The sequence below is a fragment of the Sphaerisporangium sp. NPDC088356 genome (assembly GCF_040685555.1).
GTDB lineage: Bacteria > Actinomycetota > Actinomycetes > Streptosporangiales > Streptosporangiaceae > Sphaerisporangium.
Map to the genome: position 1 here is coordinate 38,197 of NZ_JBFBIK010000004.1, position 23,538 is coordinate 61,734.

A 23,538-nucleotide genomic window follows, 5' to 3' on the forward strand; every position below is an offset into this window, starting at 1 on the left:
GCACCTGGCGGCCAGAACCTCGTCGAATCACCGTGACGCCGGTGCACCGATGGACTCCTACGGGACCTCGGTGCACCGGCGCCGGCGCAAGATGGCGTGACCGGACGGGGAAGCAGCCGCCTCTTCTGCCGGAACGTCGCCTAGGGTGTCGCTATGGACGCGACAAAGGCGGTCTTGGACACGGTGGACCGGTTCCGGCAGCGGCGCACCGCCCCGCTGGTTCTGGAGTTGGATCTGACCGAAGGGCTCAATGAGGGCCCGCCTTCCGATCCGCTCAGCGCCCTCCTCGCCATGCGCAGGACCCGTCTCGCCGACGTGCTGGAGGGCCTGCGCCGGGCGCGCAAGGATCCCCGGGTCAAGGGCCTGGTCGTCAAGCTCGGCGGACGGCCCATGGGGCTGGCCATGGTGCAGGAGCTGCGCACCGCCATCGTTCAGCTCCGGGCCGCCGGCAAGCTGACGGTCGCCTACGCCGAGACGTTCGGCGAGTTCGGCGCGGGCACCGTGCCCTACTACCTGGCCAGCGCCTTCGAGAAGATCTACCTGCAGCCGTCGGGCGACGTCGGGCTCACCGGCATCTCGATGGAGCAGCGTTTCGTCAAGAACGCGCTCGCGAAGATCGGCGTCGACTACCAGATCGGCCAGCGGCACGAGTACAAGACCGCGGCCAACATGTTCACCCAGGACCACATGACCGAGGCGCACCGCGAGTCGGCCGCCCGCATCGCCGAGTCCGTCATCGAGCAGATCGTGGCAGGCATCTCCGAGGGGCGCGGCCTGGCCCCCGAGCGCGTCCGCGAGCTCATCGACCAGGGGCCGTTCATCGGGTCCGAGGCGCTTGAGGCGGGGCTGGTCGACCGGCTCGCCTACCGCGACGAGGTGTACGACGAGATCCGCGACGAGAGCGACGTGCTGCTGTTCGTCTCGCGGTACGCCAAGAGCGCGCTCGCCAGGAAGCTGCCGCATCCGGGCGAGCGGGTCATCGCGCTCATCCACGGCAACGGCATGATCCGCCTCGGCCGCAGCGGGCGCAGCCCGCTCGGCGGCGGGGGCGCGATGGGGTCCGACACGATCTGCGCCGCCTTCCGTGCCGCCCGCCGCGACGACAACGTCAAGGCGATCGTGTTCCGCGTTGACAGCCCCGGCGGTTCGTACGTCGCCTCCGACGCCATCTGGCGCGAGGTCGTGCTCGCCCGCAAGGCCGGCAAGCCCGTGATCATCTCGATGGGCGACCTCGCGGCGTCGGGCGGATACTTCGTCTCCATGGCCGCCGACGTCATCGTCGCCCAGCCCGGCACGCTGACCGGCTCGATCGGGGTGTTCGGCGGCAAGCCTGCGGTGGGCGAGCTGCTCAGCCGCATCGGCGTCACCTCCGAGTCGGTCGACGTGGGCGCCAACTCGGGGATGTTCTCCCCGAGCCGCGCCTACTCCGAGCCCCAGTGGGCGCGGGTCAACGCCTGGCTCGACCGCATCTACGACGACTTCGTGGGCAAGGTCGCCCAGGGCCGTGGCATCGACCGCGACCGCGCCCACGAGCTGGCGCGCGGCCGAGTCTGGACGGGCGCCGACGCGTTCGGCGGCGGCCTGGTCGACGAGCTGGGCGGCCTGGAGGACGCGCTGGCGCTGGCCCGCAGCAGGGTCAACCTTCCGAAGGACGCCCCGGTGCGCTCGTACCCGCGCATGCACCCGCTCGAGCGGCTCCGCCCGCCGGACTCCAGCGACGACAAGGCCGCCGCCCTGAGCCAGGTTCGCCTGGAAGCCTGGGGCCCCCTGACCCGCCTGGCCACCGACCTGGGCCTCCCGGCCCAAGGCCCCCTCACGCTCCCCGGCTGGTGGACAATCCGCTGACCAGCCCGGGAACCGGTGCACCGACGAGGCCGGGCACGTGGTCCACAGGCGCCGCCTGTGGTTTGGTGCTCGCTTGTCACACCACCCAGGCGGGCACGAGCTTGTCCCCGTCGGGTAGTGCGCAGGTGGGCGAGACGTCGATGGGCTCGGGGGTGTACGCCCGGCAGCCGGCCGGCGCGGCGACGATCGCGGTCATGCCGGAATCCGGGTCGGAGAACACCTGCCGGGGCACGTCGGCGGGCATGACCAGGGTGTCCCCCGGCTCGATGGCCAGCTTCTCGCCGTCGAGGTCGACGGTCGCGGCTCCGGACAGGAACGTCCACACCTGCTCGGTGTCGAAGGCGTGCAGCGGGCCCGACTGGCCGGGGCGCATCTCCACGTGCCAGACGGCCAGCCCCGCCCCTCCCTGCGTGGGCGAGGCGAAGGTGGTCATGACGGCATTGGGGGTCTCGGTCCTGCGGCTTTCCGCATGGCGGATGATGGGCATCTCGAACAGCTCCTATAATCGACAATGTGGTTGTCTATATAGTGAACGAGGTTGTCCATCGTGTCAACTGAGCCCCGGCACCCCGGATCGGGGACGGCCCCCACCAGCGGCAGGGCGAAGCCCTCGCCGGACGTCGAGACGTCGCCCTCCACCGGTGACAGGGCGGCGGCCGACCCTCCCGGGTTCGAGTTGCCCCTGCGCCTGTTCCTGGCCTTTCGCGTCCTCATCGACGAGCTGCACGCCGAGCTGGCACGCCAGGGCCACCCCGACGTACGGCCCATGCACGGGTTCGTCATGCAGGCCATCGGCACGCGGGGCACGACGGCGGCCGAGCTGGGCCGGAGGCTCGGAGTCTCCAAGCAGGCCGCGGGCAAGACGATCGACACGCTCGAACGCATCGGCTACGTCGAGCGTGGCACCGACGCGAACGACGCCCGGCGCAAGATCGTGCGGCTCACCGAGCGCGGCGTCGACAGCCTCGTGCGATCGGCCCATATCTTCGACAACCTCAGGGCCCGCTGGGCCGACACCCTCGGGGAGGACCGCCTCCGCGCCCTCGAATCCGACCTCCGCCTGGTAACCCCACCCGATTTCTTCCACCTGGACGTCCCCGGCTGGTTCGGCGGCTACCAGTAATCAGCCGGCCCAAGTGTCTGAGTGGACCCGAGCCTCTGTGATCGCTTCACGCCGAGCACGGCTCTCCGGCTCGTTATTGTGTTGGTCATGCCCGTAGCGGCACGTGAGCCGAGCCGGAACGAGAATGATGACCATGAATGCGGTACCCGATCACGATTCTGAAGACCAGGCCCTTCATGGGATCGAGTGGGAGTCACTCGAAGTTCCCATGGAGTACAGCTCTACTCATACGAGCACGGGTGTTGAGCACGAGTCGATCGACGAGATCAGCCAGCCGTTCGACCCTGAACGTATCGATGTCATCACTCGAAACCCCACGATCGACCTTCTGCTGTCCCGAATCCGAGACGACATGATCGATCTGGCACCTGACTTTCAGCGTGCGGCAGGAATCTGGAATCTGAACAACCAGAGCAAGCTGATCGAGTCGTTGCTGCTCCGCATCCCTCTGCCGACGTTCTACGCGGCGGAGAACAAGAACGGTGTATGGGTGATCGTGGACGGTATCCAACGGCTGACCACGATTGCCAGCTTCATCGAACCCGAGAGCCTTGGTCGACGACCGCTGACCCTCCAGAACCTCACCTACCTGGGACAATACAACGGACTCAGGTTTGAGGATCTTCCCGGCCGTCTGCGGACGAGACTCCGGGAAACCGAACTCGTGGTACACCTGATCCGGCCCGGAACTCCCGAGGCAGTCAAATTCAACATCTTCACCCGGATCAATACGGGCGGCCTGCCACTCTCCCGTCAAGAGTTGCGACACGCGCTCATCCCAGGACCGGCACGCATCCTGCTGCGCGAGCTCGCGGAGTCCGTGCCGTTTCGCCGGGCGACAGATCAAAGTATCAAGTCCGAGCGCATGGACGATCGGGAGATGGTTCTGCGTTTCATCGCATTTCTCCTGATCGATGACATAGCCGCCTACGACCACCGTGACTTCGACGGGTTCCTTCGTAGCGCCATGTCATCGATCAACGTCCTGAGCCCAGACAAGATTGACCAGATCAGGACCGATTTCCGCAGAGCCATGGACGCCTCCACGAATATCTTCGGCCAGTACGCCTTCCGCAAGCGCTCGCGTCACAATAAGCGTTGGCGTCTACCGATCAACAAGGCCCTCTTCGAGGCGATTTCGGTGAATCTCGCGAAGCGATCGGACGAAGACCTCCACGTCCTGACCGCCCGCAGGGATAGGATCCAGGAAGGATTGTCCGGCCTACTCTTGAACGACAGTCAGTTCGAACGCGCCATATCGGTAGGCACCGGCGATCCATCCAAAATCCGTGACCGCTTCGCGGCAGTGGACAAACTGGTCCGAGAGGTGGAAAGTGCTTGATTCGCTCGGTGTGACCAACTTCAAGGCGTTCGCTCGCGGTACGCGGCGAGGGCCCGCACCGGCACCCGACGTCGGTGCGGGCCCATCAACGGTCAGCGGTCAGCGGTGGGAGCCGGCGACTGAGCGGATCGTGACGTTGATGCGGTTCCAGGCGTTGATCTGGGCGATGGCCATGACCAGAATGGCCAGCGACTCCTCGTCGTAGTGGTCGGCCGCCTCGTCCCACACCTCGTCGGGCACGCCGTGCTCACTGTCGGCGATCCGGGTGGCCGCCTCGGTCAGCGCCAGCGCCGCCCGCTCCTTAGGGGTGAAGTACGGCGACTCCCGCCAGGCCGCCACCGCGAAGAGGCGCTCGTCGGTCTCACCCGCCTTCTTGGCATCGTGGTTGTGCATGTCCAGGCAGAACCCGCACCCGTTGATCTGGCTGGCCCGTATCTTGACCAGCTCCAGCGTGGTCTTCGGAACGCCGCCACGCCCCACGAAGGCCTCCACGGCCTGCATCGCCCGGTAGCCCTCGGCAGCGATCTTCGGCATGCCGTCAATCCTTGCCTGCATCGCGTCTCTCCAGTTCAGTCAGTACGGCGTGCGCCGCACATACGTGCGTCGTCAGTTCTTGATTCGTCCCGGCCCCCTCACTCAAGCGGCGGGCGGCCTCATTAATCTAGATACTCAACATCCAGTTTCTCCTTCCACGTCCGCGCGAGAGGTCCTCGCGTTCAAATGATCAGCCGCGCGCGTACCAGCGCCGGATGCTGTCGCCCAGGTTGGGCGCGTGGCGATCGGCGTTCGCCCGCACGTCGGCCAGGGTCTGCGCGGTCAGCGCCCGTCGCCATGCCATCTCGGCCTTGCGCATGGCGGTCGTGACCGCGCACGGAACGCGCAACTGCCGCTCGGGCGTCTCCGCCCCCATCCCGCGCCGCCGGATCTCCATGCAGTGGAAGGCCTCGTCGGAACCCTCGATCGCCGTCACGACGTCCATGAGCGTGATCTTGTCGAGCGGCCTGGCGAGCTGGAAACCGCCCCTCACTCCGGCCGTCGACGTGAGGATCCCGGCCCTGACCAGCGCCTGGAGTTGCTTGTTGAGGTAGGCGGGGGGCAGCTCGTAGCTCGCCGCGAGCTTCGCCGTCGGCACCGGCCTGTCCTCACCGAGCCAGTCGAGGGTCAGACAGCAGTGCATCGCCCACTCGACACCCTCACTCATCCGCACAATCTAGATACTACATATCCAGGATCCCTGGCACCATCGCGGGGCGACACACTAGGCGCCGGCAGGCTCCTGAGTGGAGCGCGGTCGCGCGTTGGTCGGCAGGCGCACGGTACGGAGGAACGCCGGCAGGAGCCACGGGCGGCGGCCCCATACGGCCAGCTTGCCGGTGGCCACGGCGCGCGTCCTTCCGATCCGGCCGAACAGCAGGAGGTTGAGCGCGGCCGGATCGAAGTACAGGTGGACGTCGGTGTCCCGGCCGGGCGCTTCGCTCGAAACCCGTCCACCGCGCAGGACCAGCGTCACCGGGGTCGTGTACCTGGAGTGGAACTGGACGGCGATGCGCCGGTCCAGGGCAGGCTCCCCCGTGTCCAGCAGCCGCCCGACATCCTGCTGGATCATCCCGACGAGGAACAGATCGAAGAAGAGCGCGGCCTCTCGCGGCGGCATCACCCAGCGCGTCCGCGTCGCGGAGGCGATGTCCCATCCGTGGACGAGCAGCTCGTTGACCAGATGGGCGAGCACCCCGGCGAGAGGAACCCGGGAGTCGCCGAGCCAGACGACCGGCCGCGCCGGGTCGAGGCCCTCGGTCACCCGCAGGATCTCGCCGATGTAGGTCCGCAGCAGATGGGCCAGCGTCCGCGGATCCCGCTCGGGGAAGAGCTCCAGCGCCACGTCGTTGACATCGCTGACGGTGTCCACGGTGGTCGCCAGCAGCGCACCCTCAAGGGTGGGGAACGGATGGGGGCCGTCGTCGAACCTGAGCATGTGGCTGTACCACCGGGTGATGGAGGCCACGTGGGCGGCGCTCTCTACGACGGTCCAGTCCCGAGTCGCCTTGGCGTGCGGCTCGCGGGCGGAGGACACCATCTCGGCGAACCGGTCACCGGCTTCCCTGAGAGAAGTGCGTACCGCTTCCCACTGGCCTCGCGTGATGGGTGTGACCACTTTCCCTCCACGGAACCTTCTCAAGACCACGGCGGGACACGTCGCCGCCGACCCCGGCCGCCGCCCGGCAACGCGCTCCCGCCCGCGCCGCCGCGGGGCCGTACTCGGAACACGGCCAAGCTAACACCCGGTCACCAAGCCATGGTTCTTCTCACGTGCGCTCCGCACAGCGGGTCAGTTGACGGGACGGTAGCGACCGCGCATCCGTACGAGGGGTGGGAGCGAGGGGTCGACGTAGTCGACGTCGAGGACCTGGGCGAGGAACAGGGTGTGGTCTCCGGCGGGGACGACCCGGGCGGTCTCGGCCTCCAGCGCGGCCACTCCCCCGTCGACGATGAACGCCTCGGTGTGGGCGCCACGATGATGCGGCGTTCCGGCCAGCAGCAGGCGTGCGCTGGGACGGCCCGGTGTCGCGAACCGGCTGGCTATCACGGCCTGGCCGCCGGACAGGAGGCTCGCCGCCCACCGGTCCTCGCGGAGCAGTACTTCACAGAGGTAGCCGGAGGAGATGAGGCTCAGCATGACCATCGGCGGATCGGCCGACAGGGAGGAGAAGGTGGTGACCGTCGTGCCGATGTCGTCGCGCTCATCGTGCACGGTGACCACGGCCACCCCCGCGACGAGCTGCCGCATCGCCTCCGTGAACTCGTTCATGGCCCCAACACCTACCACCGATCACCCCAGCGTGCCGACTCGCCTCCGGACCGTGGATCGGGTCGTACAGAACAGCCTCATGCCAGGAAGTCCGAAGCTACGTGCTCGGGGATGTTCTCTACTGAGGTAGGTCAGGTCGCCACAGAGCTGGAGTCGATGCGCCGAGGGCTCCAAAGCTTGCTCAGTCGATAGCGTTTCCGCCATCGACTGAGTCGCTGTGAGGTCCGAAAGTCAACCTGCCCTGAGGAACTGCTCGAAGGCTTCTCGAGCCAGTGCGGAGACCGTCTTGCCCTCTTTCTCGGCGCGCGCCTTCGCGCGTTCGCGCAATTCCTCGGGTACCCGGAACGAGACCTTTGGTGAGTGCGTGCCCTCGCCCGTCAGTGACGGACGACCGCCACGACCGGTCGGTACGGGCACACGACCCTCGTCGATCGCCCGGTGAACGTCAGCGATCGCATCAACAACATACTCGTCGGTGATCCGGTTGCCCTTGCTGTCGTAGATCTCTTCGAAGTCACTGTCTATTTCGGAGTCGTGGTCCAGGACCAGTTCCATGTCTTCGGGTGGCCAGGCTGCCTCGTGCTCGGTCATGGCTTCTTCCTCCTCAGCGCGGTCGGCATCACATGGATGATCACTAGGTACTTGTCCGTGAGGATGCCGATCACTTCCAGTTCGATGCCCCGATCGTCCTGGCCGATCCACACCCATCGGTCCTCTAGGCCCGGGTCGGCTGCCGGAACGATGGCCGGCGGTCCACATCGGATCACGTGGAGGGCATGCGCCCGCCCGATGCGGTGTTTCCGTGCCGACCGATAGAAGCGCAGCTTCCTCATACCCATATTATGTCAGACACAACCAGGCTTGTTAGGTCGATCAGATGGCAGAAGAACGTCTGAGCGCGCGCCACGTGGCGTGCCCGTTGTGATAGTGATCAAGGCGGCACGGGGCCTCCGTCGGTCGCCTCACTCTGAGGGCAGTGCGTATCTCCAGGTGACGGCGAAGGGGCGGCCCTGGTGGTCGTGGTAGACGGGCCAGGCGCCGTCCTGCCGCGCCCGTACGAGCACGCGGCGGGCCTCCGCCGCCTGCGTGCCCTTCAGAACCTTGTCGAAGCCACCGTCCTCCGAGGCGCCCGGCTCCGGAAGCGGGGAGGGCCACTTGTCGCCGGTCTGCCCTGGCCGGGGCTCCGCGATGAGGCGCACCCGGTCGGTCGTATAGGTGCTTCCCTCGCGGCTCACCCGTTCGGCCAGCGCGCCGAGCAGATCGCGTGCGTGGTACAGCCCATCGGGATAGCCGCGATCGGAGCGCGTCTCGTCGAGGGCGTACGCGGTCACCGTATGCATCGTGTCGTCGACCCGGACACCGAGCACCATGGTGCGGGCGTCGGCGATCTGGGAGACCCCGGTCGGGTCGGCGGTGGCGGGTTGTGAGGCCAGGTCGTCGCGGAGCGCGCGGAGGAGGTCGGTGAGCTCTGTCCCCTTCAGGGGAAGGCTGCGGTCGGCGTGGGCGATCACGAGGCCGTCGCCGTACACGGCGAGGGCGGGCGGATCGCTTTTCCTCAGGCGGTTTCCGGCGAACCCGCCGTACGAATTCCACAGCGCGACCATCTGGCGCGCGGTGGCGGGTTCCGGGCTTTGATCCGTGGTCGTGGGCTCTGGGCTTTCACCCGCGGTCGCGGGGCCCGAGCGGTCTTCACCTGCCGTCGTGGGGAACGCACGATCGTCACCCGCCGGCGCGGAGCACCCCGCGAGGGCGAGGACGGTCATGGCCACGGCGATCGTGGTGGCGCGAATACGACTCATGATCAGCACGCGTCCAGGGTGGGTGGGCCGACGATGATCGTCCAGAAGCTTCGACAGCCAGGCTAACACTGCGGCTCCGTGGCGCGGATGGTATATCACATACCAGGACCAAGGTGATGTAGAACGCATAAAGGGATCTTGTTTGCTTTATGGACACTCATGGAGATTGAGGGTGTTTCCCCCACACTCCCAGGAGACCCCGAGTGCCCCAGTTACGAGCAGTCCTTGCCGCCGTCGGCCTAGTCGTGGTGATCGCCACTCCGGCCCAGGCGAGCGCCGAGCCCTCCATCACCGTCACGCAGGGACGGACCCAGCCGGTCTTCTCCTACGCCGACGCCGTCCGCGAGCACGTCTACGTCGAGTCGAGCGTCGACAGTGACTCCGACGGGAACCTGGACCGGGTCCGCGTCGACATCATCAGGCCCAAGGAATCGGGCCCCGGCCTCAAGGTGCCGGTGATCATCGACGAGAGCCCGTACTACGACAACTCCGGTCGCGGCAACGAGTCCGAGCGGAAGGTCTACGACGCGGAGGGGAACCTCGCCAAGTTCCCCCTGTTCTACGACAACTACTTCGTCCCGCGCGGGTACGCGGTGCTCAACGTCGACATGATCGGCACCACCAGGTCCGATGGGTGTCCCGACGTCGGCGGGCGGGCCGACGTGCTGGGCGGCAAGGCCGTCATCGACTGGCTGAACGGCCGCGCCACCGCCTACCGTGAGGACGGCACGCCGGCGGTCGCCGACTGGACCACCGGCAAGTCCGCGATGATCGGGAAGTCCTATGACGGCACCCTGGCCAACGCCGTCGCGGCGACCGGCGTCGAAGGCCTCGAGACCATCGTCCCGATCTCCGCGATCAGCTCCTGGTACAAGTACCAGCGCTCCAACGGCGTGATCTACAACTTCGACTACATGTCGTACCTGGCGAGGGTCGTCGACACCGACCCGATCGCCAAGTGCGCCGCGGCACGGGCGCGCCTGGACGCCGAGGACGGCGACGACACCGGCAACTACAACGCCTTCTGGGCCGAGCGCGACTACATCGCCGGTTCGCTGGCCGACGCCTCCAAGGTGCACGCCAGCGTCTTCGCCGTGCACACGGTCAACGACCTGAACGTCAAGCCCGACAACTTCTCCAAGTGGTGGCAGGCCCTGGCCGACAGGAAGGTGCCCCGCAAGATCTGGGTCGGGCAGTACCAGCACGTGGACCCCTTCGACTTCGAGGGACGCCGCGACCTGTGGGTCGACACGCTGCACCGCTGGTTCGACTTCTGGCTGCTCGGCGTGCAGAACGGCATCATGCGCGAGCCCCGCGCCGACGTGCAGACCACCCCGACCGGCTGGATCACCCAGCCCGACTGGCCGGCGCCGCTCGCCGTGAAGATCCCCCTCTACCCCGCGGCGGACGGCTCGCTCGGCCTGCTCCCCGCCAAGAAGAACACCACGGCCACGTTCACCGACGTCCGCCAGTCCGAGGACGCGATGGTGGCCGACGTCGGCACCGAGAAGCCGGGACAGGTGGCCTACACCACCGGTGCGCTGCCGGTGGACCTGCGCCTGTCCGGCACGCCCGTCGTGGACCTGCGCGTCGCGCTCGACAAGCCCACGTCGAACCTGACCGCGCTCATCGTCGACTTCGGCGAGGACACCCGGGTCGACTGGCGCCGAGGGCAGGGCGTCACCACCCTCGCCGAGGAGGACTGCCACGGTGAGAGCACGGCCTCCGACGACGGCTGCTACAAGAAGGTCGTCGGCAACGTCGCCACCCGCCCGCTGGAGATCGTGGCCCGCGGCTGGATCGACGCGCAGAACCGCGACTCGCTCAGCACGTCCTCGCCGATGACCCCGGGCCAGTACGCCACGGTGAAGTGGGAGACCCTGCCGCAGGACTACATCTTCAAGAAGGGCCACCGGCTGGCCCTCGTGATCGCTGGAACCGACTCGAACTACAGCGGCGAGAGGGCCACCGGCGCGAACGTCACCATCGACCTCAGCAAGAGCAAGGTGCAGTTCCCGCTCGCCCTCGGCTCCCTGCTTCTCGACCTGGCGAAGGACAAGGTCAAGTGGCACGGCCCGCAGCAGCTCACCCTGCCCGTGCCTGAGAACCGTCTCTACTGATAAACCACTGACAAACCACAAAAAGCCGGGGCCCGCACCTTCACGGTGCGGGCCCCGGCTCCCGTCGTAGCGGGCCTCGACGAGGTCAGGCGAGGCCGTTCTGGGTCAGCCAGTCCTTGGCGACGGCGGGCGGGTCGTCCTTGTCGACGGCGACGCGCTTCATCAGGTCCACCAGCGCGTTGGTGTCGAGCTTGGCGGAGATGGCGTTCAGGGTCGTGCGCACGGTGTCATTGGCGCCGGCCTTGTTGACCAGCGGCGTGACGTTCTGGGCGCTGAAGACGTTCTTCGGGTCCTGGAGCGACACAAGGCCGTTGATCAGGATCTTCGGGTCGGTCGTGAAGACGTTGCCCACCTGGACCGCGTCACTCTTGATCGCGTCGGCCGTGGTCGTGTCCGTGGGCTTCCACTCCTTGAACGTGATGCCGTACACGTCCTTGAACTGGGCCTCGCGGCGCTTCTTGAACTCCGGCGGGCCGCCCACGACGAAGTCCTTGGCGACCTTGGCGAGGTCCTCGATGGTCGTCAGGTTGTTCTTCGTGGCGGTGTCCTTGGAGACCGTCAACGAGTCGTTGTCCTGAGCGGGGGACGAGTCGAGGATCTCAAGCTCGGCGGCCAGCTTGGACTTGAGCTCGGCGTTGACGTCATCCGTGCTCGCCGCGGTGCTCTTGGGGTCGAGGAAGCTGAGCAGACCCCCGTTGTACTCGGGAAGCACGGTCAGCGCACCCGACTTGACCTGGTCGTAGAGGACCTCGCGGCTGCCGATGTTGAACTTCTCCTCCACCTGCACTCCCTTGGCCGTGAGGGCCTGGGAGTAGATCGAGGCGAGCAGGACGTTCTCCGGGAAGTTGGCGGAGCCGATGACGACCTTGGAGGCGCCACCGGAGCCGGACGCGCTGGGGGCCGCGCTGGCGCTGCTGGTTGTGTCGAGCGGGTCCCCGCCACCACACGCGCCTAGGGTGAACACCGCGGTCAGGGCGACCGCCGCGGTGGTGATCATTCGCCTCATTGAATTCCCTTCCAAATCAGGGGGTAATAGAGAGATTAGCGAACCTTGACGCGCTGGCTCACCCCGGGGGAGACCATCACGCGCTGCAGCAGCGAGAAACCAAGCTGCACGATCAACGCCAGCACGGCGACGAGGACCGCTCCCCCGATCGTGCTCGGGAAGTCCTTGGTCGCCAGCCCGTCGATGATGTAACGGCCGAGCCCGCCCAGGCCGACGTACGCGGCGACGGTGGCCGTCGCGACCACCTGGATCGCCGCGATGCGCAGGCCGAGCAGGATCAACGGCAACGCCACGGGAACCAGCACCTTCATGAGCACCTGGCCGCCTCGCAGGCCCATGCCGTACGCCGCGTCGCGCAGGTCCTCGTCGACGCCACGGATGCCCTCGTAGGTGTTGACCAGGATCGGGGGGATCGCGAGGGCGACCAGGGGGATCAGGACAGGCCAGGTCGTACCGACCCCGACCAGCAGCACGATCAGCACCACGAGGCCCAGCGTGGGCAGCGCGCGGGCGGCGTTCGCGGCGATCACGACGAGGACGGCGCCCCGCCGGGTGTGCCCGATCAGCAGGCCGAGCGGGATCGCGATGACCATCGCCAGGAGCAGGGCGACCACGGAGAACTCGATGTGCTCCAGCAGCCGGTTCGGGATGCCTCCGGGGCCGGACCAGTTCGCCGGGGCGCCGAAGAAGTCGATCAGCCAGTTCATGCCGTCCTCCTCGCACGGGCCCAGGGGGTCAGCAGGCGTTGCGCGAGGACGATGAGGCCGTCGGCGAGCACGGCGAGCGCCACGACCAGCACGATGCCCACCACGATCGGGGTGTAGAACTGGCGCTGCCACCCGTCGATGAACAGGTAGCCGAGCCCGCCGCGCCCGACCAGCGCGCCGACGCTGACGAGGCTGATGCTGGACACCGTCGCCACCCGCAGGCCGGCGAGCACGACGGGCACCGCGATGGGCAGCTCGACCTGCAGCAGCCGCCGCAACGGCCCGAAGCCCATCGCCACGGCCGACTGGCGAACGTGGTCGGGCACCGCCCCGAGCCCGTCGACCACGGACGGGATCAGCACCGCGAGAGAATAGAAGGTCAGCGGGATGATGACCGTGGCCCGCTCGGCCAGCCCGGTCAGCGGGATCAGCACGATGAAGACGGCCAGCGACGGCAGCGAGTAGACGACGTTCATCAGGCCGACGGTGGGCTGGTAGAGCACCCGCCACCGCGCGCTCGCCAGGCCCAGCGGCAGGGCGATGATCAGCCCGAGCAGCACCGGCACGATGGCCATGATGATGTGGTCGACGAGCAGCGTCTGGATGCTGGGCCAGTTGCGGCCGATCCAGTCCCAGCGGACCAGCGGCTCGCCGTCACCCATCGGCCACCCCCGTGCTCCGGATGAGGGCCTCGTCCAGCGCGTCCCTGGTGACGACCCCGGCGAACCTGCCGTCGCCGTTGACCGCGATCGCGCAGCCCGACGGCGCGAGCAGCGCGGCGTCGAGCGCGGCGCGCAGGGAGTCCTTCTCGAGGTCGAAGGTCCCGAACGGCTGGAGCCCGTTCGCCTCACCGGCGCCGTCGGCACGCCACCCGGTCGGCCGGTTGTCGTCGTCCAGCACCACCGACCAGCCCGGCACGCCGGGCTCGGACCGCACCTTGATGCCGCCGGCCGGGACGAAGGACAACCGCCGGATGCCGCGGTCCTTGCCCAGGAACCCCTCGACGAACTCGTCGGCGGGCTCGGCCAGCAGGGTCGCCGGATCGGCGATCTGCGCCAGGTGACCGCCGACGCGCAGCACCGCGACGGTGTCGCCCAGCTTGATCGCCTCGTCGATGTCGTGGGTCACGAACACGATCGTCTTCTGGAGCTCGGCCTGGAGCCTGAGCAGCTCGTCCTGAAGGCTGGTGCGCACGACCGGGTCGACGGCGCTGAACGGCTCGTCCATGAGCAGCACCGGCGGGTCGGCCGCGAGGGCCCTCGCCACCCCGACCCGCTGCTGCTGGCCGCCGGAGAGCTGGAACGGATAGCGCTCGGCCAGCTTGATGTCGAGCCCGACGCGCTCCAGTAGCTCCATCGCCCGCGCGCGCGCCTTCTTCTTGTCCCATCCGAGCAGGTAGGGCACGGTGGCGACGTTGTCCACGATCTTGCGATGCGGGAACAGGCCGGACTGCTGGATGACGTAGCCGATGCCCCGGCGCAGGGTCGGCGGGTCGATCTTCCGGATGTCCTGCTCGTCGAGGAGGATGCGGCCCTCGGTCGGGTCGATCATGCGGTTGATCATGCGCAATGACGTGGTCTTGCCGCACCCGGACGGCCCCACGAAGACGGTTATGGCCCCGGTGGGCACCTGGAGGTTGAGGTTGTCGACGGCTATCGTGCCGTCGCCATAGCGCTTGGTGACGCCTTCAAATGTGATCACGCACGACCTCGTGCTTCTCGGCCGGACCCCGTAGGCCCGGAATCGTCGAGTCGGCTGCGCGCAGCTACCACCCGCTCGGCAGCCCCCACGGTAGGTGACGGTCCGACCGCAGGTCCACTTGATCTTTCCCGACACACCCTATGGGGATCTTGAGCAATCTGTCCCAAGACAGGCGTCAGACCGACTTGTCAGCATTTCAGAAAGGTGCGAATGTTCGCTGTCCGGCCGCTTCTTCCTGGTACTTTCGCGATATCTATCAAAGTGGCATCGATTAGTGCGACTCCTGGGAGAGCCTTGGCATGATTGGCTCCCGAGCTTCCTCCCTATCCCCCTCAGCCAGGCCAAACCCACCAGGCCGCACGAGAATTCCAGAGGAACTGGCCGTGACTCCATCGCTCATCGATCAGCGCCCCCGGGGCGAGCTGATCGCCGAGCTCTACGACCGTCACGCCGCCGGGCTGTTCGCGTACTGCCACGACCAGCTCGGCGACACCGCCTCCGCCGCCGACGCGCTCACGGCCGTTCTCACCAACGTTCCCGTGGTGGAGCCCCCCCGCGCCGCGCTGTACGCGCTCGCGCGCCGTGAGATCTACCGGCGCGACGTCGCCTACGTCCTCCCGTCGGTCGACCCCGCCGCCGACCCCGCGACCGCGCTGATCGAGCGCGTGGTGCGCGAGGTACGCCCGCACCAGCGCGAGGTGCTCCTCCTGTCGGCGATCTGCGGGCTGGACACCGCGGAGCTGGCCTGGGTCCTCGACGTCGCGGCCGACACCGCCGAGCAGCTCGAACTCAGCGCCCGCCAGCGGTTCTCCCATTCCCTCGCCGCCGCCGTCGCCGCCGTACGGTCGGGGGCGGCCGTGCCCGCGCGTCTGGCGGAGGCGTACGCGGCGCTGGCGATCGCGCCCGCCGAGGACGCTCTGGCGCGGCTCCCCTGGCGCCGGCCGTCGGGTGGCCTCCGGGTGAAGATCCTCAGCGCCATCCCCGAAGAGACCCGCACGGCCGGCGGCGCGCGGTCGGAGAGTAAGCGGCTCTGGCCCACCACGCCCAGGTGGCCGCTGCCCCTCGCCGAGCCGAATCCCTTCACCAACACCGGTGTCTTCCCCGCCAAGGAGCTGTCGCCTCCCGAGCCCGGCCACAGGTCCGGGCACGAGGCCGCCACCGAGCCGATGCCGAAGATCCGGGCATCGCGCCCCGGAGCACCGGACGCGTTCCCGAGGCCCCGCCGCCGCCGCCAAGCCGCCGCCACCGCCCCCCTGACCGCCCCGGTGGCGCCGGTTGCCCCGGACGTGCCGGGCACGCCCGCCGCCTCAGCCGGGCCCCCCGCCGCCACACCTCGGGACGCCTTCGGCACCGCCGCCCGGCACGACCTGCCCGCCATGCCGCTCAGCGCGCCGGTCGCCTTCCCGGACGTGCTGGTCGCCTCATCTGATGTGTCGGCCTTCTTCCCCGCCATCCCGGTCGCGCCGGCCGGGCCGGAGGCTCCCCCCGCGGACGGCGCTCCGGCCGTGGACAGGCCCTCAGATACCGGGCGCGACTGGTCCCCCGAGAAGTCGTCGTCCTTCAGCGAGGCACTGGCCACCGGTAACTGGCCCACCCTGCGGCGCACCTTCGGCGGCCGGCCGTCTCCCGAGGTGGACGGTCCCGCGTCCGGCAGCCCGGGGCGTTCCGCCTCACGAAGGGCTTCCCGGAAGGCCGCCGGAGACACGGCGGCACAGCCGGTGGCACAGCCTGCCGAGGCTCGCGGGCACAAGTCCGCGGACAGGCGTGCATCCTTTACGCTTCCGGCGGCCCTGGCCGAACTGCGTGCCAGGTTCGGCGCCGCTGCCAGGACGCGTACGCCCGCCGAGCCGGAAGCACCCACCGAGCCGGAGACGCCCGCCCGGCCGGAAGAGTCGCCCGCGCCGGGTGACGTGGCGGCCGTCACGACCCCGGACGCGACGTCGTCCGCCTGGGAGACGACGGCCCTGGCCGGAGAGACCGCGTCCCCCGAGAAACCGATGTCCCTGGCCGAGCCGGTGACCGGCAAGGTCGTGGACGGCGTCACCGAGCCGGCGACGGCGGCGAGCGTGCCCGAACAGACCAGGGCGGCCGTACCCGGGCAGGCCGGGGCGGCCGTACCCGGGCAGGCCGGGGCGGCCGTACCCGGGCAGGGGACGTCGGCGGCGCGACCGCGACGGCACGACCGGCCGAAGCCGATCAAGCTGGGCGAGCACCACTACGACTGGCTCTGGGAGGTGGCCGGGTTCATCCTCTGCGTCGCGATCGCGATGATCGTGTTCTTCGCGGTCCCCACGATCGTCACTCCCTGACCAGCGAGCACCACCGTCAGTCCTGGGAGAGGATGAGCCCGCTCGTCGGGACGCCGGTGCCCGCGGTGACCAGCACGTTCTGGACGCCGGGCACCTGGTTGACGGACGTCCCCCTGATCTGCCGCACGGCCTCGGCGATGCCGTTCATGCCGTGGATGTACGCCTCGCCGAGCTGCCCGCCGTGGGGGTTCACCGGCAGGTGCCCGTCGATCTCGATGCCGCCGCCGGCGATGAAGTCCTTGGCCTCGCCCCTGCCGCAGAACCCCAGCTCCTCCAGCTGGCTCAGTACGAACGGCGTGAAGTGGTCGTAGAGGATGGCCGTCTGGATGTCTTCAGGCGACATTCCCGACATCTCCCATAGCCCGCGTCCCACGACCCCCATCTCCGGCAGGCCCGACATGTCATCGCGGTAGAAGCTCGTCATCATCATCTGCCCGGCGCCAGAGCCCTGCGCGGCGGCCGTGACGATCGCCGGGGACCGCCGCAGGTCCCTCGCCCGCTCGGCCGAGGTGACGACCAGCGCCACGGCGCCATCGCTCTCCTGGCAGCAGTCCAGCAGGTGCAGTGGTTCCACGATCCACTTGGACTGCTGGTGCTGCTCCAGCGTGATCGGCCTCTCGTAGAACCACGCCGCCGGGTTGGCCGCGGCGTGCCGCCGCATCGCCACGGCGACCCGGCCGAAGTCCTCCGAGGTCGCGCCGTAGGTGTGCATGTACCGCTGGGCGAACATCGCGACCCAGGCGGCCGGCGTCATCAGCCCGTACGGCACGTGCCAGCTCATCTCCATGCCCTGCGACGAGGGCTCGCCGCCGAGCCGGGCGTCCGGCTGGCCGAACCTACGCCCGGATCGCTCGTTGAACGCCCGGTAGCACACGACCGTGGACGCCGCCCCGGTCGCGACCGCCATCGCGGCGTGCAGGACCGTGCCGCACGCCGCTCCTCCCCCATAGTGGACCCGGGAGAAGAACGACAGGTCGCCGATCCCGACCTCGCGGGCGACGGAGATCTCCTGGTTGCTGTCCTGCGTGTAGGTGACCAGGCCGTCCACGTCGGAGGGCGACAGCCCGGCGTCGTCGAGCGCGGCGAAGACGGCCTCGGCGGCGAGCTGGAGCTCCGAACGGCCGGACTCCTTGGAGAACTCGGTCGCGCCGACGCCCGCGACGGCCGTACGGCCGGAAAGCGAGTACACGTGGTGTGCCTTTCTGATGACGACCCAGATGACGGCCCAGATGACGACGCTGCCGGCGGCTCAGCCGGGGAGGCAGAAGCGGACGGTGCCGGTGGCGTGGTCACCCAGGCTGACCGTGCCGCGCACGTCGACGGAGACCTCGCCGCCCTCGCGCGACGTGACCGTCCCGCTGAAGGTGATCGTGTCGCCGGCGTACGCGGGGACGCCCAGCCGGACGTTGATGCCACGGATCAGCGCCTCGGGCCCTGCCCAGTCGGTGACGTAGCGCTCGACCAACCCCATGGTGGTCAGGATGTTCAGGAAGATGTCCTTGGAGCCCTGAGCCTGCGCGCGTTCGACATCGTGGTGCACCGGGGTGAAGTCCATGGTGGCCAGCGCCGTGGAGATGACCATCGTCGGGTTCAGCTCGATGCGCAGGAGCGGAAGCACGGCTCCGCGCTGGATGTCGTCTTCCGTCAATGTGCGCATCATGGCTCCCGGGGTTCCCACATCGGCAGGACGAGCTCGTCGTCCATCTCGCGGTATGTCACACGCACCGGCATACCGATACCCACCTTCTCCGGCTCGCATTCCACAACGTTCCCGACAATGCGTACGCCTTCCAGTAATTCAATTACCGCCACCACGAAAGGCGTCCTGATCCCGGGCACCGGCGGGTTGTGGTGGACGACGAAGCTGTACACCTCGCCGAGCCCGCTCGCCACGGTGTACGTCCGGTTGACCGACCGGCACGACGGGCAGACCGGGCCCGGCGGGTGCCGCGGTTCGCCGCAGTCGCCGCATTTCTGGATCCGTAGTTCGCCTTGCCGCACACCCTCCCAGAAGAACGCCGTGTCCCTGTTGACGGCCGGCTTCAGGGGGTACGGCTCGCGCGCTTCGGGCGCTGCTTTCTTCTCCCGGGGGCGAAACTTCAGTACCCGGAACATCATTTCCGCTACCGGCTCGGTCCCGGAGTACCAGGTCACCACCCAGGTCACGAAATATCCGTCGCCGAGCGCCGTGGTCTTCGGACCCGACAGGCCCGTCATCCGGGTGGCGGGGACGAGCCGCTCCCCCAGCCGCAGGTAGCGGTGGTGAGTCTGCTCGCAGTTGGTGGCCACCACCCCGGTGAAGCCCTCCTCGTCCAGCAGGGCGAGCACGCCGTCCATCGGGCTCGCCGCGCCCTTGTCGCGCCGCAGCCCCGGCATCGTCCACACCTGGACCATCGCGGGCGGGGCCACGATCTCCCCGTGCACGCTGCCTGCGGCGAACTTCTCGTCGGTGTAGACGGGGTTGGCGTCCCCCATCGCGTCGGTCCAGTGGTGGATCATCGGCAGGTTCACCGGGTCGGTGGCGGCGACCCCCCGTATCTCGCCCACGGCGATCTGCCGCTCCGCCAGGGCGGTCAGCCGGTCGTGGACGCTCGTCTCGGCCGTCGTCACTGTCTCTCCTCAGCGTGCGCGGGTGGCCTTCCGGCCACGTTCGTGGGGAAGGGCGTCATCGAGGCGGTCGCGGGAGCCCGAGGCCGAGCATCGCGATCAGCTCGCGCTGGACCTCGTTCACCCCGCCGCCGAAGGTCAGCACGACCGCGCCCTTGACCCCGTGGTCGAGCACGTCGACGAACGCGGCGGTCTCCGGGTCGGACGGGTCGCCGTACCGGGCGAGCACCTCGCCGACGATCCTGCCCACGTCCTGCATGCGCTCGGAGCCGTAGATCTTGGTGGCGGAGGCGTCCGGGGCGCCCAGCCAGCCGAGGTCCATGTTCGCCGCCACCTGCCAGTTCAGCAGCTCGTTGGTGCGGAAGTAGGCGTATACCCGCCCGATGGCCCGCCGCACCGCCGGCTCCTCGATCGCGCCGGTACGCCGCGCCCAGCCGGCGAACCGGTCGTACACGTGGGCGATGTTCCCGGCCGGGCCAAGAGTGACCCGCTCGTGGTTGAGCTGGTTGACGATGAGATCCCAGCCCTTGTTCTCCTCGCCGACCAGCATGTTCAGGGGCACGCGCACGTCGGTGTAGTAGGTCGAGTTGGTGTGGTGGCGCCCGTCCATCGTCATGATGGGCGTCCAGGAGTACCCCGGGTCGGTCGTGTCGACGATCATCATCGAGATGCCGCGGTGCTTCTTGGCGTCCGGGTTCGTGCGGGCGGCCAGCCAGATGTACTGGGCGTAGTGGGCGCCCGAGGTGAAGATCTTCTGCCCGTTGACGACGTAGTGGTCCCCGTCCTTCACGGCAGTGGTGCGCAGGGACGCGAGGTCCGTCCCGGCTCCGGGCTCGCTGTACCCGATGGCGAAGTGACACTCCCCGGCGAGGATCCGGGGCAGGAAGAACTCCTTCTGCTCCGCCGTGCCGTACTGCATCAGGGTCGGGCCGACCGTCTGCAGCGTGATGATCGGGTACGGCACCTCGGCGCGGGCGATCTCGTTGGCGAAGATCTGCTGCTCCAGCGGCCCGAGACCGGCGCCGCCGTACTCCTTGGGCCATCCGAGGCCGAGCTTGCCGTCGCGGCCGAGCCTGCGGCAGTGCTCGATGTACGCCTCGCCGAACGGGTCCTGGGCGATCTTCCTGCGGTCCTCGCCGGTCAGGCACGCGGTGAAGTAGTCGCGGAGCTCCGCGCGCAGCCGCTTCTGCTCGGGGGTGAGGTCGATCAGCATCAGACGAGCGCTCCTATCGTGTCGAGCCGGGCCTCCACGCCACCGAGAAGGTGGGCACGGTGCTTTCCCCAGGCGAAGTAGCGGTGCAGCGGGTATGTCACGTCGAGGCCGATCCCGCCGTGCAGGTGCTGGCAGGTGTACAGGCCGACGAGCGCGGCGTCGGTCACGGTGTGGGCCGCGACGGCCAGGTCCAGCTCGGCCTCGTCGTCCAGCCCGGCGTCGACCCGCCACGCGCCCGACCAGACCGCCACGTCGAGCGCCCGCCCGGCGATGTAGACGTCCGCGATCTGCACCGTCACCGCCTGGAACTCGGCCAGCGCGCGGCCGAACTGTTTGCGCGCCTTGATGTACTCGGTCGTCAGCCCCAGCGCCCCCGCCAGCACGCCGGAGGCACTGGCGGTGATCGCGACGAGGGCGAGCAGCCGCAGCGTGCCGTAGGCTGCTCCGCCGGGCTCGCCGACCGGCTCACCCGGGGCGCCGTCGAGGATGACGGCCGCCGCGGGCTCTCCGGTGGTGGCCGGCACGGCCCGCACCACCGCGTCCCCGGGCCTCACCAGGAAGAGGCCGGTGCCCTGCTCCGTCTGGGCGGGCACCAGGATGGCGTCGGCCTCGGCGGCGTAGGACACCATGGTCTTGCGCCCGGAGAGCACCCATCCTTCCCCTGATCGCCGCGCCGTCGTCAGGGGTGTCGCCCCGAGGTCCCGGCCCGGTTCCAGGAGCGCGGCGGTCAGCACGATCTCGCCCTCGGTCAGGCGGGCCAGCCTCCCGCGCTGCTCCGCGGAGCCGTACCGCCCGATCACCATCGCCGCGACCAGGCTGTCCTGGATCGGCGCCGGGACCACTTTCGCCCCCGCCTCGCGCAGGATCACGGCCAGCCCCACCGCGCCGAGCCCGGCGCCGCCCGCGTCCTCGGGCAGGCACGCGCCGATCAGCCCGGCCCGCGCCACCGCGTGCCAGAGCCCGGCGTCGTACGGCCTGCCGCCCTTCTCGTGGTCGGCGAGCCGGTCGTGCGCGGCCTCCCTGCCGAACAGGCTCGCGGCCAGTTCCCTCAGCTCCGCCTGCGTCTCGTCCAGGGTGAAGTCCATCATCGCTCCAGGGGGTGCTGGTCGTCCGGGATGAGGTCCATCAGTGCTCCACGGGTGCTGCTCGTCCGGAATGGGATGCGTCAAGGTCCAGCAGGTGGCGTCGTCCGTGCCGGGTGAACTCCTCCTCGATGGCCGCGAGGTCCGCCGGGGTGATCTCCCTGAAGGCCGCCGGCGCCCCGGGGGGACGCCACCAGACCGGATCGCCCGCGCGCCATCCCTCGGCGGCCAGCACGCGCTTGACGACCTTGTGGGACGGGGTCTGCGGCAGCTCCTCCGCGACGCGCACGTAGCGCGGCAGCGCCTTGCTCCCGAGATCGCTCCGGCCCGCCAGGAACGAGGAGAACGCCTCGGAGTCGAAACGGCCTTCGAGCACCAGCGCGGCCATCACCTGGTCGCCCGCCGCCGCGTCCGGCACCGGGTAGACGGCCGCCTCCACCACTCCGGGGAACTCGCGGATCACGCCCTCGATGGGGGCGACGGCCAGGTTCTCCCCGTCCACCCGGAGGCGTTCGGTGCCGCGCCCGGCGAAGAAGACCCAGCCGCCGGGGTCGGCGTAGGCCATGTCGCCGCTCCAGAACGCGCCTTCCCGTACGCGCTCGCCGTCGGCGCCCGGGTCGTTGTAGTAGCCCTCGAACAGGCCGAGCCCTCGGGTGTTGACCAGCTCGCCGATCGCCTCGCCGGCGTTCAGCAGCCTGCCGTCCTCGATGATCGCGGGGGGGCAGCGCCCTCCGGTGAGGGGATCGCGGATCTCCACCTCTTCCGGCAGGCGTCCCAGGCTTCCTGGCGGCCCCGTGGCGTCGGGGGTGATCGAGATGGCGGTCTCCGTGGAGCCGAACGCGTCGATCACGCGGCAGCCGAACCGCCGGCCGAACCGCCTGGTGGCGGTGGCGCTCCCCTCGTTGCCGAACGCGATCCTCAGCGAGGTGCCCGCGTCATCCGGCCCCTCGGGGGTGGCGAGGACGTACGACAGCGCCTTGCCGACGTAGTGCAGGTACGTGCAGCCGTACCGCCGCAGGTCGGGCAGCACGCCGGACGCCGAGAACCGCCTTCGCAGCACCAGTGCCGCCCCCGAGGCCACGGCGGGCGCGTACGCGGCCATGATCGCACCCGAGTGGAAGAGCGGCATCGAGCAGTAGACGACGTCCTCCGGCGTCAGCATGGCCGCCAGGCTCGTGCCGGGCACCGCGATCTTGCGCTGCGTCACCTTGACGGCGCGCGGGCGCCCGGAGGTCCCGGACGTGAAGATCAGCATCACCAGGGCTTCCGAGGCGGCGGGAGGGGCCGCCGGGCCGTCCCGCCGGGTGCCGGGGTCGTCTATGCGCGCCGCCGGTTCCTCCATCCGGGCGCCGCGCCGTCCCTCCGGGTCGACGCCGATCGCCGTCACCCCCAGCCGTCCGGCTATGGCTGTGGCGATCCCGGCGTACGCGGGCTCGTGGACGACCAGGCCGGTGTGCGTCGCCGACGCGTCCCGCGCCAGCTCGTCCACGCTTCTGGTGGTGTTCAGGGCGACGAGCACATGCCCGGACAGCGCCGCACCGCCCAGCAGGAACAGCAGCTCCGGCACGTTGTCGAACAGGACGGCGACATGCGGACGGTTCGCCGGACGGCGGCGGGCGAGCTCATCGAGCCAGGCGGCGCGGTCGCGGCACTCGGCCACATAAGCACGCCATGACCAGGTGCGCTCCTCGAAGAGCAGGCCGAGCCGGTCGTCCCGAGCCCTCGCCTGGAGCAGCTCCACGAGCGTGTCCGCCGACATGACGCCTCCCATGACCTGGTCAGCCGCAAACTAGAACAGATTCCAATCTGTGTCCAGGGACATTTACGGTGAGGCCGGCAGATATCTGCTCGCAACACAAACGTCATGCAAGACCGGCA

Annotated in this window: 23 protein-coding genes; 5 read left to right on the forward strand and 18 right to left on the reverse strand. The window is 69.1% G+C overall.

The window, feature by feature from the left end:
• The first annotated feature begins 153 nt into the window (after positions 1 to 153).
• Positions 154 to 1,845, forward strand: coding sequence for a signal peptide peptidase SppA (sppA, locus tag AB0O34_RS03030; protein WP_363911964.1), 1,692 nt, complete (start codon positions 154 to 156; stop codon positions 1,843 to 1,845).
• A 76-nt stretch (positions 1,846 to 1,921) separates the two neighbouring features.
• On the opposite strand, the gene AB0O34_RS03035 is transcribed toward sppA, so the two are convergent.
• A complete protein-coding gene (locus AB0O34_RS03035) occupies positions 1,922 to 2,332 on the reverse strand; it encodes a cupin domain-containing protein (RefSeq protein ID WP_363911966.1) in 411 nt (136 codons plus the stop codon).
• Positions 2,333 to 2,392: 60 nt separating this feature from the next.
• On the opposite strand from AB0O34_RS03035, the gene AB0O34_RS03040 reads away from it, so the two are divergent.
• Positions 2,393 to 2,968 carry a MarR family winged helix-turn-helix transcriptional regulator gene (locus tag AB0O34_RS03040; protein WP_363911968.1) on the forward strand — a complete coding sequence of 192 codons (576 nt, stop codon included), beginning with the start codon at positions 2,393 to 2,395 and terminating at the stop codon, positions 2,966 to 2,968.
• A gap of 133 nt (positions 2,969 to 3,101) precedes the next feature.
• Positions 3,102 to 4,310 carry a DUF262 domain-containing protein gene (locus tag AB0O34_RS03045; RefSeq protein ID WP_363911970.1) on the forward strand — a complete coding sequence of 403 codons (1,209 nt, stop codon included), beginning with the start codon at positions 3,102 to 3,104 and terminating at the stop codon, positions 4,308 to 4,310.
• Between the two features lie 99 nt (positions 4,311 to 4,409).
• On the opposite strand, the gene AB0O34_RS03050 is transcribed toward AB0O34_RS03045, so the two are convergent.
• From AB0O34_RS03050 to AB0O34_RS03080, 7 genes are all read right to left on the reverse strand, one after another.
• Positions 4,410 to 4,844: a carboxymuconolactone decarboxylase family protein gene (locus AB0O34_RS03050; RefSeq protein ID WP_363911972.1), complete on the reverse strand. Its 435-nt coding sequence runs from the start codon at positions 4,842 to 4,844 to the stop codon at positions 4,410 to 4,412.
• 190 nt (positions 4,845 to 5,034) lie between these two features.
• Complete coding sequence (locus AB0O34_RS03055; RefSeq protein WP_363911974.1) at positions 5,035 to 5,511, reverse strand: Rrf2 family transcriptional regulator; 477 nt, start codon at positions 5,509 to 5,511, stop codon at positions 5,035 to 5,037.
• 57 nt (positions 5,512 to 5,568) lie between these two features.
• Positions 5,569 to 6,462, reverse strand: a complete 894-nt coding sequence (locus AB0O34_RS03060) for a maleylpyruvate isomerase N-terminal domain-containing protein (RefSeq protein ID WP_363911976.1) — start codon at positions 6,460 to 6,462, stop codon at positions 5,569 to 5,571.
• A 174-nt stretch (positions 6,463 to 6,636) separates the two neighbouring features.
• A complete protein-coding gene (locus AB0O34_RS03065; protein WP_363911978.1) occupies positions 6,637 to 7,116 on the reverse strand; it encodes a flavin reductase family protein in 480 nt (159 codons plus the stop codon).
• 231 nt (positions 7,117 to 7,347) lie between these two features.
• Positions 7,348 to 7,707 carry a hypothetical protein gene (locus AB0O34_RS03070; RefSeq protein ID WP_363911980.1) on the reverse strand — a complete coding sequence of 120 codons (360 nt, stop codon included), beginning with the start codon at positions 7,705 to 7,707 and terminating at the stop codon, positions 7,348 to 7,350.
• The gene (locus tag AB0O34_RS03075; RefSeq protein ID WP_363911982.1) at positions 7,704 to 7,949 is read right to left on the reverse strand and encodes a hypothetical protein; all 246 of its coding nucleotides are present in this window, start codon (positions 7,947 to 7,949) and stop codon (positions 7,704 to 7,706) included. The genes AB0O34_RS03070 and AB0O34_RS03075 overlap by 4 nt, the downstream gene beginning before the upstream one ends.
• Before the next feature lie 129 nt (positions 7,950 to 8,078).
• Complete coding sequence (locus AB0O34_RS03080; protein WP_363911984.1) at positions 8,079 to 8,915, reverse strand: hypothetical protein; 837 nt, start codon at positions 8,913 to 8,915, stop codon at positions 8,079 to 8,081.
• A 203-nt stretch (positions 8,916 to 9,118) separates the two neighbouring features.
• On the opposite strand from AB0O34_RS03080, the gene AB0O34_RS03085 reads away from it, so the two are divergent.
• Positions 9,119 to 11,035, forward strand: coding sequence for a Xaa-Pro dipeptidyl-peptidase (locus AB0O34_RS03085; protein ID WP_363911986.1), 1,917 nt, complete (start codon positions 9,119 to 9,121; stop codon positions 11,033 to 11,035).
• Between the two features lie 85 nt (positions 11,036 to 11,120).
• On the opposite strand, the gene AB0O34_RS03090 is transcribed toward AB0O34_RS03085, so the two are convergent.
• The 4 genes from AB0O34_RS03090 to AB0O34_RS03105 are packed head-to-tail and all read right to left on the reverse strand — an operon-like array spanning position 11,121 to position 14,449.
• A complete protein-coding gene (locus AB0O34_RS03090; protein WP_363911988.1) occupies positions 11,121 to 12,032 on the reverse strand; it encodes an ABC transporter substrate-binding protein in 912 nt (303 codons plus the stop codon).
• Positions 12,033 to 12,076: 44 nt separating this feature from the next.
• Entirely contained in the window at positions 12,077 to 12,748 is a 672-nt protein-coding gene (locus AB0O34_RS03095; protein ID WP_363911990.1) for an ABC transporter permease, read from the reverse strand.
• A complete protein-coding gene (locus AB0O34_RS03100; RefSeq protein WP_363911992.1) occupies positions 12,745 to 13,410 on the reverse strand; it encodes an ABC transporter permease in 666 nt (221 codons plus the stop codon). Before AB0O34_RS03100 ends, AB0O34_RS03095 begins: the two co-directional genes overlap by 4 nt.
• Complete coding sequence (locus tag AB0O34_RS03105) at positions 13,403 to 14,449, reverse strand: ABC transporter ATP-binding protein (RefSeq protein ID WP_363911994.1); 1,047 nt, start codon at positions 14,447 to 14,449, stop codon at positions 13,403 to 13,405. The genes AB0O34_RS03100 and AB0O34_RS03105 overlap by 8 nt, the downstream gene beginning before the upstream one ends.
• A gap of 383 nt (positions 14,450 to 14,832) precedes the next feature.
• Here AB0O34_RS03105 and AB0O34_RS03110 point away from each other — a divergent pair, with 383 nt between their 5' ends.
• A complete protein-coding gene (locus AB0O34_RS03110) occupies positions 14,833 to 16,758 on the forward strand; it encodes a hypothetical protein (RefSeq protein WP_363911996.1) in 1,926 nt (641 codons plus the stop codon).
• A gap of 16 nt (positions 16,759 to 16,774) precedes the next feature.
• On the opposite strand, the gene AB0O34_RS03115 is transcribed toward AB0O34_RS03110, so the two are convergent.
• From AB0O34_RS03115 to AB0O34_RS03140, 6 genes are read right to left on the reverse strand one after another with little or no spacing between them, the layout of a single operon-like run.
• Complete coding sequence (locus tag AB0O34_RS03115) at positions 16,775 to 17,947, reverse strand: lipid-transfer protein (protein ID WP_363911998.1); 1,173 nt, start codon at positions 17,945 to 17,947, stop codon at positions 16,775 to 16,777.
• Positions 17,948 to 18,007: 60 nt separating this feature from the next.
• Complete coding sequence (locus tag AB0O34_RS03120; protein WP_363912000.1) at positions 18,008 to 18,415, reverse strand: MaoC/PaaZ C-terminal domain-containing protein; 408 nt, start codon at positions 18,413 to 18,415, stop codon at positions 18,008 to 18,010.
• Positions 18,415 to 19,368 carry a bifunctional MaoC family dehydratase N-terminal/OB-fold nucleic acid binding domain-containing protein gene (locus AB0O34_RS03125; protein WP_363912002.1) on the reverse strand — a complete coding sequence of 318 codons (954 nt, stop codon included), beginning with the start codon at positions 19,366 to 19,368 and terminating at the stop codon, positions 18,415 to 18,417. Before AB0O34_RS03125 ends, AB0O34_RS03120 begins: the two co-directional genes overlap by 1 nt.
• A gap of 55 nt (positions 19,369 to 19,423) precedes the next feature.
• Positions 19,424 to 20,578 carry an acyl-CoA dehydrogenase family protein gene (locus tag AB0O34_RS03130; RefSeq protein WP_363912004.1) on the reverse strand — a complete coding sequence of 385 codons (1,155 nt, stop codon included), beginning with the start codon at positions 20,576 to 20,578 and terminating at the stop codon, positions 19,424 to 19,426.
• Positions 20,578 to 21,663, reverse strand: coding sequence for an acyl-CoA dehydrogenase family protein (locus AB0O34_RS03135; RefSeq protein WP_363912006.1), 1,086 nt, complete (start codon positions 21,661 to 21,663; stop codon positions 20,578 to 20,580). The genes AB0O34_RS03130 and AB0O34_RS03135 overlap by 1 nt, the downstream gene beginning before the upstream one ends.
• A 40-nt stretch (positions 21,664 to 21,703) precedes the next feature.
• Positions 21,704 to 23,419, reverse strand: a complete 1,716-nt coding sequence (locus AB0O34_RS03140) for an AMP-binding protein (RefSeq protein ID WP_363912008.1) — start codon at positions 23,417 to 23,419, stop codon at positions 21,704 to 21,706.
• Between the last annotated feature and the right edge of the window lie 119 nt (positions 23,420 to 23,538).